Raw genomic sequence first — 12084 nt, 5'->3', positions numbered from 1 at the left:
CAGCCCGAACGCCCTGACCATCGTCGGGCTGCTCATCAGCGTGGCGGCGGCGGCGGCCATCGCCGTGGGCTACGTCATGGCGGGCGGCGTCGTGCTGCTGGCGGCGGGCCTGTTCGACATGCTGGACGGGGCGCTGGCACGCGCCTCCAACCGGGTGACGCGCTTCGGGGCGCTCCTGGACTCGACGGCGGACCGCGTCGCCGAGGCGGCGGTGTTCGGCGGGCTGGCCTGGCGCTACGTGGGCCTCGGCGATGCGGCGGGGGTGATGCTGGCCTTCGCCGCGCTCGTGGCGTCCTTCCTGGTCAGCTATCTGCGCGCCCGCTCGGAAGGGCTGGGCGTTCAAGGCGACGTGGGCATCGCCGCGCGGCCTGAGCGGGTCATCCTCCTGGCCCTGGGGCTGCTGAGCGGCCTGGTCAAGCCCGCGCTGGCGCTGGTTGCGGCGCTGGCGTTCGTCACGGCGGGGCAGAGGCTGGCGTACGCCGCGGAGAAGGCGCGCGACACGGGGCCGTCCACAGACGGCCCGGCCTCTTAGAGCCTGCCCGACAACCCTCACCCCCAGACCCCTGGCGGAGAGGGCTTTGCCCTCTCTGCACTCTCTTTAGACGTTCGGTTATCGGACAGGCGCCTGGAACCCTCCCGTCTTTCTCCCGCATCTCATGGAGTGAAGGGTCGCGCATGACCGACGCCTGACCATATCCATGCTGTATCATGGATATGAGGGCCGACGACAAAGGAGGGACCAATGCCCATTCTCTCTGACAAAGACAAGGAATACCTGCGGGACACGTTCCGGAAAGACCTGGTGAACGACGTCAAGGTCATTCTCGTGTCCCGGCTGTCGGCGTCCGGACCAGAGTGCCTGTACTGCCCGCAGACCAACGAGCTGCTCCAGGAGGTGGCGTCGCTCTCCGACAAGATCAAGCTGGAGATGTACGACGCCGTCGCGGACAAGGACAAGCTGCAGGGACTGGACGTGGACAACCTGCCGGCCATCATCTTCGCGCGGGACGGAGAGCGGAACATCCGCTTCTACGGCATCCCCGCGGGGAATGAGTTCCCGAACGTCGTGGAGGCGCTCACTCACCTGTCGAAGGGCGAGAACGCGCTGTCGCCCCAGTCACGGGAGGAGGTCAGGAAGATTGACCGCGACCTGCACGTGCGGGTGTTCGTCACGCCGACCTGACCGTACTGCCCGCGAGTGGCCAGGATGGCCCACGCAGCAGCGATGCTCAACCCCCGCATCCGCGCGGACGTGGTGGAGATCAGCGAGTTCCCCAGGATGGCGCAGGACTTCCAGGTCATGGGCGTGCCCAAGACCGTCATCAGCGGCGTGGTGGAGTTCGTCGGCGCGGTGCCGGAAAACACATTCGTCGCGCACCTGAAGGCCGCCGCCGAGAAACTGAAGAATCCGTCGGCGCCTCAGGGCTAGGCCGGGGCTGACGCAGCTAGCCCTAGTGTCCCGTTTCTGAAATACGCTTACGATTTGTCATTGCGAGGACTCCGGCTTGCCGGAGGACGAAGCAATCTGGAGGAGGGGTGCGCCCCGCAGCCAGATTGCCACGGCCCTCCGGAGCCTGTGGTGAGGAATTCGAACCATCGGGCCTCGCAATGACATTGACGGCGAATTTCGGGAACACCACACTAGCCCTGCCGCGAGGCGCCCACGGGCGCCTCTTCCTGCTCCCTGAGCTGCAGCTCGTAGATGCGGCGGTAGAGGCCGTCCCGCGCAAGCAGCTCGTCGTGGCGGCCGCGCTCCGCGATCCGTCCGTCCTCCAGCACCAGCACCAGGTCCGCGCGCTTCACCGTGCTCAGCCGGTGCGCGATGACGGACGTCGTGCGACCGCGCATCAGCTCCACCAGCGCCTGCTGTATCAGGTGCTCCGTCTCCATGTCCACGCTGGACGTCGCGTCGTCCAGAATCAGGATGCGCGGGTCCGTCAGCAGCGTCCGGGCGATGGCCACCCGCTGCTTCTGCCCGCCGGAGAGGGTGATGCCGCGCTCGCCGACCCACGTGGCGTAGCCGTCCGGCAGCGACATGATGAAGTCGTGGATGCGGGCCGCCCGCGCCGCCGACTGGACATCGTCGTCGGTCGCCTCGGGCCGCCCGTAGGCGATGTTCTCCCGAATCGTGGCGCTGAACAGGAACACGTCCTGCTGGACAATGCCCATGTTGCGCCGCAGAGACTCCAGCTTGACCCCGCGCAGGTCATGGCCGTCCAGGGTGATACTCCCCTGCGTCACGTCGTAGAAACGAGGGAGCAGGTGCACGATGGTCGTCTTGCCGGAGCCTGTCGCGCCCAAGAGCGCCACCGCCTGGCCGGGCTGCGCCTCCAGGGTGACCTCCTTCAACGCGGGCGACGCGCCTCCGTAGCTGAAGGAGACGTTCTCGAAACGGATGTGCCCCCGCACGCGCTCCAGATCGATGGCGTCCGGCGCGTCCCGCACCGGCAGCGGCGCGTCCAGCACCTCGAAGATGCGCTCGCCGGAAGACGTCGCCCGCGAGTAGAGCGTGGCGATGAAGCCGACGACCCGGACAGGCGCGGTGAGCATGAGCAAGTAGAAGATGAACTGGGTCAGCGCGCCCGGCGTCATCCGTCCCGCGATGACCTGCTGCCCGCCGAGCCACAGCACCAGGGCGATGGCAGTCAGCAACATCAGGTTCATGAAGGGCATGCTGAAAGAATGGAGCTTGTTGGCCTCCAGGGTGTTCTGGGAGACCCGGTACGACTGGGCCGCGAACTTGGCGCTCTCGAAGTCCTCCCGCCCGAAGGCACGCACCACGCGGACGCCCGCCAGGTTCTCTTGAAGGATGGTCGTCAGAATGCCGGTGTCCGCGTTGACCCGGTCCCACAGCCGCCGCAGTCGCCTGCTCAGAAAGACGGAGCGGGCGATGATGACGGGCAGGAAAGCGAAGCTGAGCAGGGCCAGCGGCGGATTCAGGGAGATTAGCAGAGCGCACGTCAGAGGCAACACAACAAGGAGCTGGACGAAGCGCTCCAGGCCAAACTTGAGGAACGTGCGGACGTTTTCGATGTCCGAGGTCGCGCGGGACATCAGCTCGCCGGTCTGCTGGCGGTCGTGGTACGCGAAGCTGAGACGCTGCAGGTGGTCGTAGAGCCGGTTGCGCAGGCGGTAGGAGGCGCCCTGGGCGGCCGCCTCGGTGAAGTAACCCTGGGCAAGCGAGAAGAGGCCCCGCAGCAGGCTCACCACAACCACGGCGCCCGCCAGCGCCGCGATGATCCCCACGTCGCCGCGCGTCACCACCGTGTCAATGGTCGTGCCCAGCAGGCGCGGCACGGCGAGCGCGAAGGCGTTGCCCAGCAGGATGCAGGCCAGGGCTATGGCGGCCTCGCGCCAGTAGGGACGGAGCAGCCCCAGGACGCGGGAAAGAGGACTCGCGCCAGCGCCAGAGCGAGCGTTCATCTTCCCATTATACCTACCGCGGTTACGCCCTTACAAAAGGCCGAGGGCAGCCCACACGGCTGCCCTCGGAAAGGAAGGAGAGTCCGGTCCGCACCACGTCAGGGCGCGGCCGGCACCTGGGAATAGCAGAGTGCTATCGCATGGGAGGCGCGGGCGCGAAGCGGGGTGCGCCCCCGCGCGGGCCGAAGCCGCGCTGGAACTGGCCGCGCGCCTGCGGTTGCCGAGCGCCGCGCAACTGCACCAGGAAGTCCGGCGACATCACGACCATGCGCAGCGCCTCCGACGTTCCCCTGTCGTACACGCCGCTCACGACGATGTCCCCTATCTTCACATCGGCGATCTTGGCCTGCTGGTCGGCGTTGCGGGTCAACTTGGCGCTTTCCGTCACCGTCAACGTAACAGGCAAGCGCGCAAGACGCGCCCGCATGCTGGGCACCCGCTGGTTACGACCCCGCATACCAGGCCCTAGCCGTCCGCGTCCCTGCGGTGCGGCCCGCCGCGCGGAACTCGCCTGCCCCGGCTGGACCGTGATGGCGCCGTTCGCCGCGTCGACGTCCGTCACCGTGCCCCGAATAACGGCCCGCATGGGAGTCGCTATGACGGGCAACTTTTTCAGGGTGTCCTGGACCACGGTCTGGGCCTGCTTCGCCGCGTCCAGCGCCTTCTGCAGGTCGGGCTTGGCCGCGTCCGGCGCCTGGACCAGCTCGCGCTCCAGCGAGCGGACCAGCGCCTGCGCGCTACGCGCGACACTCAGGCGCCGCGCCCGTTCCAACACGTCGCGCCGGGCGGTCTGGACCGGGTTGACCACCAGGCTGATGGCCGTCAGGGCGCTGTCTTTCACCTGCGCGACAACTGACACGCCTGCCCCCACAGCGATGTCGGATAGAGCCGCCTGGGGCTTGCCCGGCGCTCGAATACTCGTATCGCTGGTTATGCCTACCTTGACCTGCTCGCCGGAGCGGGTCGTCAGCGTAACTGTAGTGCCATCAACAGCTTTGACCACGCCCACGACCACGCGGCGCTGCGTATCCGGTGGCGCCTGCAGGGCCGGCGCCGCGTCCGCGGCCCCGCTAGAAACGAATGCTGTAACGACCGCGAGGAACCCCGCCAGAAGTACCTTGACGCGTGTCATGCCAGACCTCCTTGTTGTTTGCGCACCCACCTGATATCTATTAACGACAAGGGGGCGGCGAGGTTAGCACCTCGTCGCCCCCTGTTTTCCCCAGGAGAATCCCTGGTCTATCGGGAGTCGGCTCCGCCCGTCACTTCAATACGGGTAGCCAGGGCGGACCCCTGCGGGGCGGTGCGCCGACAACGCAGTGACGGGCAACTCCATTTGTGCTAGCGTTTTACCTCAATCCTCGCGGCAAGGTAAGCGCGCCGGATACCTGGATACGAAGCGCCGTCAGGCTGCCGTCCGCCTGCGCCCGCGCGTCCACCTCCGCGATAAGCCCGACCTTGCCGTCTCCCGTAACGCGCGTGGTCGAATCCACTTTGACTGTGCGTCCGGCCACTGTCCACGAGTCGGCGGATACGGCCGTAATGAGGCCTCTGATCTGGGTTACGCCCCGCTCGGCATCACGCTTCTCTCCCTTTGCCTGAGACTGTACCTCCAGCTCCGCGGCCAGCAGGGAGGCATCGTAGTAGGCCTTGACTATGCTGTCGCCGGGCTGCACGTCCTTCAGAGTGGCGCTCTGGCCGTCCCGTGTAACGACGGTCTTCGCCGACACCTGCAGGGTGAGGCTGATGCCCGCTCTGGACAGGATGGTAATGGTGCTCTTGGCCGCGTCCACACTCTGCACGTAGCCCTGGAAGCGCTGGGCCACGGGCGCCTTCGCCTGTAGAGTGAGCAAGGTCATGGTTACAACATCGTAGCGGCCCTCCACCCTGTCGTTGACAGTCAGGGCAGCCAGCGTGACCTTGGTATCGTTCCTCTTCAGCTCCGTTTGCGCGGTGACCTTGAGTGTCAGGGTCTCCCACCCCTTGTTCAAGATGGTGACGGTGTTCCCTGCCGCGTCAACGGCGTTGATGTAGCCGCTGAACTCCGCCGGCTTTGGCGAGCGGACGACGATGAGGAAGGCCGCCATCGTCACCGGATTGTAGTGGGCCTCCACCACACGGTCGCCGACGGCTATGTTGGCCAGGCTGTCCTTCTCCTTGTCGTCCCTGTTGACGATGGTGTCCGCAGTGACTTTCAGTGTCACGGCGTTGCCCTCCTCCGGCTTGAGGGTGACGGTGCTCTGCGTGGTGTTAACCGCGGAGACCGTGCCCTTCACTTTCGCAGGGGCGAGGGCCTTCTGCGAGACGCTGAGGGCGTTCATGCTCTGCCGGTCGTAGGTGACGCGGACGCGCTGCCCGGCCTTCAGGTCGGCGATCTTCGCGCCGTCCATATCGGTCGCGCCGGTCACGTTGAGCGTTACCGCGGGGCCGTCGTCCGGCTTGACCGTGACGGTATTCTTGCCCGTATCCACGGCCTGAACAACGCCATTGAGCTGGACACCCACGTGAATCTTGAGCGGATCAAGGCGCTGCTTGAGATCGCCCTCGATACGCTTCAACGCATTCTCCAGACCGCCTTTGGCCTGCTCCGAGGCGCGGTCGCGCGCGCGCTCCAGAAGGGACAGCCCAATGCCGCTGTTGACCTCCACCAGGACACGCAGGCGGGCGGCCTCCTGTTGCTTGTCCTTGTCGCCCTTTTCCTTTGCATCTTTATCCGCCTGCTCCAGCCCCTTGGCCAGGCGTTCCACGACGCGGTCCAGCTTCTCCGCGGCGCGGGCAATTGCCTCGCCGGAAGCGCTGTCCCGGTGGACGATCAGAGTCACTACGTCGCCCTGGGCCAGGGACACGTCCCCGGAAACCGAGACGACCACCGAGTTGCCGTCCTTGTCCGTGATGGTGGCCTTGTCGCCCGCGACGGCGATGACCACGCCGCTGATGTGGACGGTCACGGGCGCGTCCGGCAGGACCATGATGCGCTGGGCGAGCTGAGCGCCCGCCTGCTCCTGGGCCAGGACCGCGATGCGGACCCCCTTCAGGACATCCGTCAGCGCAGCCAAGTCCTTGCCCGGCACCTGCACGACGGTCTTGTCGTCCGTGGTGATTTTGATCGAGCCCTGTGACTTGGTGTCCAGGGTAATAACCTTGCCGTCAACGCTGCTGACCGTGCCGAAGTAGCCATGCAGGGCCGCGGCCTGGGCGGCGGGGGCCGCGTAGGCCGTGCCCACGGAGCCGAGCAGCAGGCTGAGCGCCATTGCCAGGACTGTAAAGATATGGGCTGTTTTCATGGTGAACCCTCCTCTTGCGCGTCGGTGTGTCAAGACACCGTCACGCGAATCTTGTCCTTTGTTCCCGTCTAGCTTGCCATGCGGATGAGATTGATGACCTGTGACTTGCTCTGCCCGTCGAATGTGCTGGCGAGCACCTCAATCCGGTTGGGGCCGGGCTGAAGCGCGACGTCCTGACTGAACGTGCCGTCCGCGGCGATAGTGGCCAGCGCGCCATTGACGCTGACGACCGCGTCAGGGCTGGTGGCGCCCTTGACGGTGACGGTGGGCGCGGACACCACGGACTCGTTCTCCGGCTGGGAAACAACCAGCTTCAGCTCGCTGCGGGCCTCCGCCGCGGACGGCGCTGATGTGGGCGACGCTGTGGGAATAGACGTCGGCGCAGCCGTGGCAGCGGGCAACGGCGTGGCTGCGGGCGCGGGGGGCTGCGTAGCCGCAGCCGTGGGGGCCGGTGGCTGAGTCGCCGGTGGAACTGGTGACGGCGCGGGGGCCGGCTGCGAGCAGGCGGCCGCCAGCACCGTGATTGCGACCAATGCGAAGACCAGGAACACCTTCATGAACATGACCTCCTTCGATAGTTTCTATTGCGATGGTTCGTCTAGTATAACGTCGGCGCGCCGGGAAAGTTGCGCCTCGTGCGCGCTGTCATCCGAGTCCAGCCCCGCCACGCCCGCCAGCAACACTTCCGCGCTCTGTCCACGCGCTCGCGACAGAGGGGACACCAGGGGCAGCCGTCTTCAACCAGGGACTCGCCGAACCTTTGAGACCACAGGCGGCACGGGGTGACAATCATGTGCGTCACGGCTGGGCATTCCCCCCGATTCTGTTCGTGACCCTTTCCGTTAACTTGCATAGACAAGACGCACGGGGGTTAGTAAGCATATCGTAAGACGTCCGCCGCGGCGACTCAAGCCTCGGGCCTCCCGATTCGTGACACAGTGTCCCGCGACATGTGGCACATTCGCAGATCAGAAGGCAGCGAATGGCAAGCAGGAAGTTGGAGAATAGCCCCGCTAATCAGTGGTCGAGGTTGTCCCGCCAGAAAACAGCCCGCGGACCAGGCCGCGTTGAATCGTGCGGCGCCACCGAGTACCGCCCAGCCTACCGACCCTTTTCCTGCGGCCGCTCGCGCTCCCGCTCCCGTTCCCGTTGCTCCATCCGCTCAACGGCCTTGATCGCCTCAGCGTACTTGCGGTTCGCCTTCTCCAGCGCCTTTTCCAGAGCGGGTCTGGCGCTGGGAGGCGCCTCCTGCAGTGCCTTCTCAAGAGTCGCTTTGTGCTGCTCTACGTTGCGCCGGAGAGTAGCCTGCATATCCTGAAGGTTTTGCACAGCGGGGCGCGACGGCGGCCTGACGGGTCGGGCCTGCGGGGGCTTTGCGGCGGGCTGGCGGATGGCCGGCTGCGGCGCTGTGGTCGGGCGCGCCGATGGCGTAGGTGTGGCGGGAGCCGGTATTGGAGTGGGAGACGCCGCGGGCTGCGCGGCCTGGGCTGCGGCGGCGGACGGAACCGCCGTGGGCGTCGCTGCCGGAGCTACCGAAGCGGCAGCCACGGGTGTGGCCGTCGGCGATGGCGTCGGCGTTGCCGCGGGCTGCGTAGCCTGAGCCGCGGCGGCAGTTGGCGTCGAGGTAGCCGTCGGCGAAGGGACGGACTCCGACGAAGGAGCGGGCTCCGGCGAGGCGCGAGACGCCGCGAGGGTAGCGTTGTCCAGGTGCGCCTCCAGTTGAGAGGTAAGCCTGTCCACGTTCTGCACATCCCCCTGGCGGGCCAGGACTGTCATCTCCTCCAGTCGGCGTGCGGCAAGCTCAGTGTAGACCTTGGCCTTCGCGGAACCCTCGGGCGCCAGGGCGATCTGGAATGCCTCGGTCGCCTGCTTGATGGTGTACAGCGGCTGCGTGGGCAGAGACGACTCCGCGGCGGCCACGGTGCCACGGCCAATGACGACGAGCAGCGCGACGCCTGCCGCCACGGCGCTCCACCTTCGCATCCACGACCACGTGAAGAACGACTCTCGCTCACGGGCATGACGGGCCGCCAGGGCATCCAGGAACTGGTGGCGGGCGGCGGTCCGGAACTCCGCTCGCGGGGTAATCTGGACGGTAGCCGCCAGCGTCGCGCGGGCGACGATCAGCAGCGGACGCAGCTCCTGAGCATGCTCCGGATGCCGCGCCAGGCACGCCTCCATCGTCTCGCCCCGGGCCAGCCGGTCGAGGCACTCGTTCAGAATGTCGTCCATGTGTTGCTGTGCGGTCATGGTTCCTTCCGAATGGCCGTGGGCGCCCGAGTCATGTGGCGACGCAGGGCCTGCACGGCGCTGTGCTGGAGGGCCTTGATGGCGCCCTCTTTCTTGCTCATGCTCTGGGCCGTCTCCTCTATGGAGAGGCCGCTGCCGAAGCGCAGGGCCAGGACCTGGCGCTGGGACTCGGTGAGGTGCTGCATGGACGCGAGCATTTGCTCCACGGAAATCTTCAGCTCCACCAAGTCGCTTGGGTTCTGGCGACCGTCCACCAGCGGCATGTCGTCGTCAAGGGCGACTTCCTCATGGCGGCCCTTGCTGCGAAGGCGGTCGGTGAGCAGGTTGTGCGCAATGCGAAAGAGCCAGGCGCTGAAAGGGACGCCGCGCCACTGGAAGGCGCGGACGGAATCCAGCGCCCGCAGGAAAACGTCCTGGGTGATATCCTCCGCCTCGGCGGCGTTGCCCACCCGCACGACCACGTAGCGGAACACCCTGTCGAAGTACGTCTCGTATATCTTGGCGAAGGCGCCAGCGTTACCCTGCTGGGCCTCCCGAACGAGACTCTGTTCGTCTTGCACTGACCAACCCCGCCCGCCGCGCTTGCCGTCCGGCGGGTCTGCGAGAGATATTTCAGTGCACCTATTATAAAGGACATGCGCCACCCTTTACGAGGAGCTTGCCGTGCTTCTCTGGCTCCACCATATATAACGTACGCATGGCCGGAAAGTTAGCTGTTATGAGAATAACGATGACGGGACATTGGCCGTGCTAAAATACACGACGTGGTGTGGTGAAAGGCACAATCGCGATGGCCATCGTCCAGGAGACTGAGGTCCAGCGGGGCAGCCAGATGCCGTTCCTGGTGCGCCCCATGAGCTTCGCCGACATCCCTCAGGTGGAGGAGATTGAACGGGAGGCCTTCCCAACCGTGTGGCCGCCCACGTCCTTCCCGCGCGAGATGGACAACCGGCTGGCCCGCTACCTCGTCGTCTGCGACGCTGTCGAGGCGGCGCCGAACCCCGTGGAGTCCCCACCCCCAGCGCTGGAACGAAAGAACGACGGGCTGCTCCGGCGGCTGTGGCCTTTCGGGCGTCCGCCGGAGGCAGAGGCGGCGCGACCGCATGCGCCGTCCGCCTTTGTCGCGGGCTTCGCGGGCACGTGGTTAATGGTGGACGAAGCCCACCTTGTGGCGATTGCCGTGCGGGAGTCCCACAAACGGCGCGGATTGGGAGAGCTTCTACTCGTCGCCACCATTGAACTGGCGATGCAGCGGGCAGCGCGGGAATTGACCCTTGAGGTGCGGGCGTCCAACAGGCCAGCTCAACTCCTGTACGAGAAGTACGGCTTCCACGTCATGGGCGTCCGCAAGGGGTACTACAGCGACAACCATGAGGACGCCGTCATCATGACCACCGACCCCATCTGGTCGGCGGCATACCAGACGGAGTTTCAGAGGCTCAGGGACGCGTTCATCAGACGTCGGGGAGAAGCGACGCGCGTACTGAGCTAGACCGCACGTATTCGCATCAGTCTCGCCCCAACGGCAATGGCCCTGCTCACAGCTACGCTGGCAGGACCCTTCTTCTTTGCGCTTTGCCCCCCGGGCGTCCGTACCTCTGCGACAGCGCCCAGGACGGCCCCACGCAGTCGCGGCAGGCGCGGAAGCTTCGCCACGGGAGCGGCTGGCCCGCCCAGTGCAGCGTGCCGTGGGGGACGCCCCTGTGCACGAATCGCTGGTGCTGAAGACGGACGCGCGCCAGCACGCCCGAACGGCGAATGGCGTGCTGCGTGATGGGGTGGAACCCGCGCGGCACGGGAAGCTCTATGCGGATCACCTCCGTCATGAAGGGGATGAACGCAGCGATCACGACGACGCGGATGACACCCGACACGGCGAATACACTAAGCAGGTTATTGCCCGCAATGGGTGGCAGGACCTGACTCAGGACTCCGCCCAGGAGCGGTCCCACGAAGGCGCCCAGACTGCCCTGGAACGTGAGCGCATTGAAGTAGGCGATGAAGTGCAGCTTCTTCTCCGGGGGACTGTCTCCGAATACGTGGTTGGAGGCAGTGAGCACGAGGCCCGCCCACGCGGCGCTGGCGAAGGCCTGGATGGCGATGAGATAAACCGGGTTCGTGGAGAGCAGCCACAGGAAGGGGACGATGGTAGTCAGGATGGCGGTGAGGAGGACGACGCGCACGTTGCCGATCTTGTCGGCGAGGCTGCTCCACGAAGGCAGGGAGAAGATGGTCGCCAAGTAGCCCACGCCGATGAAGAACGAGTAGAGAATCGGGCTGAAGTGCAGATCGTCCAGCACGTACACGGCGTAGAAGGGGGCAGCCACGCCCGCGCCCAGGGTCATAAGCGCCCCGAACAGGATGAGCCTTCCCACGGAGCTGGAGCCGACCTCCGAAAGGAAGTGGGTGAAGCCGTAGGAGGGGTCCTCCGGCAGGCGCAGTGCAGGCTCCTTGATTCTAGTCAGGAACCAGAATGAGGTGAGTCGGAAAGTCATGGCCATGAAGAAGATGGCCCCGAACCCGATGAATATCCCGCCGGGAACGGACTCCAGCACATACCCGGCGATGAGCGCGGCGGTCAGCGTCACGGCCCCCTGGAACACACCCCGCATGGAGAAGTAACGGTTGATGCGATTCTTGGGAACGACGTCCGCGAGGATGCTCTCCCAGTTGGCGTCCGCGACGTTGCTTGAGACAGTCAGCAGGACGGCGAAGCCCAGGAGCGCCAGAATCATCTGGTTCGGGAAGAGAAGCGGGATGAGCAGGACCGGCAGCCAGACGATGGCGTGGAGGAACACGACACTCAGCAGCACGGCCTTGCGGCTGCCCAGCTTGCGCACAAGCTGAGGAACCCCCAGCAAGGTGACCGTAGCGGCAAGATTGGGGATGCTGCTGAGCAGACCCACCTGCATGTCCGTGGCGCGCATGGCGACCGCGAACGGCACCAGATACTGGTCCGTGAAGCCGATCGTCGCCGCGCTGGAGCCGCTCTCCAACTTGGACAGGCGAATAGTGGTCTGGGTCTTCACGTACCCCAGGACACGGTGCAGCATCTGCGCCTTCTCCGGACCCCTTCTCTGGATTTGTGCTTCTCCAGGGGACGCCGCCCATCCTACTGCGTTTCTAA

Annotated in this window: 10 protein-coding genes and 1 pseudogene; 4 read left to right on the top strand and 7 right to left on the bottom strand. The window is 65.9% G+C overall.

Annotated elements, in window-relative coordinates; genetic code table 11:
• The 3 genes and pseudogenes from Q7T26_06730 to Q7T26_06720 all read left to right on the top strand — a co-directional run.
• The coding region (locus tag Q7T26_06730; protein ID MDO8531846.1) for a CDP-alcohol phosphatidyltransferase family protein at positions 1-532 on the top strand (532 nt) is incomplete at its 5' end.
• Positions 533-742: 210 nt separating this feature from the next.
• On the top strand, positions 743-1183 hold the full coding sequence (locus tag Q7T26_06725) for a thioredoxin family protein (GenBank protein MDO8531845.1): 441 nt from the start codon (positions 743-745) through the stop codon (positions 1181-1183).
• 12 nt (positions 1184-1195) lie between these two features.
• A pseudogene (locus tag Q7T26_06720) lies at positions 1196-1429 on the top strand (thioredoxin family protein).
• A 212-nt stretch (positions 1430-1641) separates the two neighbouring features.
• Here Q7T26_06720 and Q7T26_06715 read toward each other — a convergent pair.
• The 6 genes from Q7T26_06715 to Q7T26_06690 all read right to left on the bottom strand — a co-directional run bounded on the left by Q7T26_06715 (position 1642) and on the right by Q7T26_06690 (position 9517).
• Positions 1642-3423, bottom strand: coding sequence for an ABC transporter ATP-binding protein (locus tag Q7T26_06715; protein MDO8531844.1), 1782 nt, complete (start codon positions 3421-3423; stop codon positions 1642-1644).
• A 133-nt stretch (positions 3424-3556) separates the two neighbouring features.
• Positions 3557-4555 (bottom strand): hypothetical protein, encoded by a 999-nt coding sequence (locus Q7T26_06710; protein MDO8531843.1) that lies wholly within the window; start codon positions 4553-4555, stop codon positions 3557-3559.
• A gap of 217 nt (positions 4556-4772) precedes the next feature.
• Positions 4773-6707, bottom strand: coding sequence for a DUF5666 domain-containing protein (locus Q7T26_06705; GenBank protein MDO8531842.1), 1935 nt, complete (start codon positions 6705-6707; stop codon positions 4773-4775).
• 68 nt (positions 6708-6775) lie between these two features.
• Positions 6776-7264, bottom strand: a complete 489-nt coding sequence (locus Q7T26_06700) for a hypothetical protein (protein MDO8531841.1) — start codon at positions 7262-7264, stop codon at positions 6776-6778.
• Between the two features lie 544 nt (positions 7265-7808).
• The gene (locus Q7T26_06695) at positions 7809-8957 is read right to left on the bottom strand and encodes a DUF5667 domain-containing protein (protein ID MDO8531840.1); all 1149 of its coding nucleotides are present in this window, start codon (positions 8955-8957) and stop codon (positions 7809-7811) included.
• The gene (locus Q7T26_06690; protein MDO8531839.1) at positions 8954-9517 is read right to left on the bottom strand and encodes a sigma-70 family RNA polymerase sigma factor; all 564 of its coding nucleotides are present in this window, start codon (positions 9515-9517) and stop codon (positions 8954-8956) included. Before Q7T26_06690 ends, Q7T26_06695 begins: the two co-directional genes overlap by 4 nt.
• A 209-nt stretch (positions 9518-9726) precedes the next feature.
• Between Q7T26_06690 and rimI the strand changes: the two genes are divergently transcribed.
• On the top strand, positions 9727-10449 hold the full coding sequence (gene rimI / locus Q7T26_06685) for a ribosomal protein S18-alanine N-acetyltransferase (GenBank protein ID MDO8531838.1): 723 nt from the start codon (positions 9727-9729) through the stop codon (positions 10447-10449).
• A 52-nt stretch (positions 10450-10501) separates the two neighbouring features.
• Here rimI and Q7T26_06680 read toward each other — a convergent pair whose 3' ends face one another.
• Positions 10502-12010 (bottom strand): MFS transporter, encoded by a 1509-nt coding sequence (locus Q7T26_06680; protein ID MDO8531837.1) that lies wholly within the window; start codon positions 12008-12010, stop codon positions 10502-10504.
• Positions 12011-12084: the final 74 nt, after the last annotated feature.

Source organism: Dehalococcoidia bacterium, from assembly GCA_030648205.1.
GTDB lineage: Bacteria > Chloroflexota > Dehalococcoidia > JAUSIH01 > JAUSIH01 > JAUSIH01.
This window is presented reverse-complemented; position numbering and strand designations above follow the sequence as displayed.

Coding starts and splice junctions, on each gene's coding strand:
- Q7T26_06725 (MDO8531845.1), top strand. CDS start 743: ATGCCCATTCTCTCTGACAAAGACAAGGAATACCTGCGGGACACGTTC.
- Q7T26_06715 (MDO8531844.1), bottom strand. CDS start 3,423: ATGAACGCTCGCTCTGGCGCTGGCGCGAGTCCTCTTTCCCGCGTCCTG.
- Q7T26_06710 (MDO8531843.1), bottom strand. CDS start 4,555: ATGACACGCGTCAAGGTACTTCTGGCGGGGTTCCTCGCGGTCGTTACA.
- Q7T26_06705 (MDO8531842.1), bottom strand. CDS start 6,707: ATGAAAACAGCCCATATCTTTACAGTCCTGGCAATGGCGCTCAGCCTG.
- Q7T26_06700 (MDO8531841.1), bottom strand. CDS start 7,264: ATGAAGGTGTTCCTGGTCTTCGCATTGGTCGCAATCACGGTGCTGGCG.
- Q7T26_06695 (MDO8531840.1), bottom strand. CDS start 8,957: ATGACCGCACAGCAACACATGGACGACATTCTGAACGAGTGCCTCGAC.
- Q7T26_06680 (MDO8531837.1), bottom strand. CDS start 12,010: ATGCTGCACCGTGTCCTGGGGTACGTGAAGACCCAGACCACTATTCGC.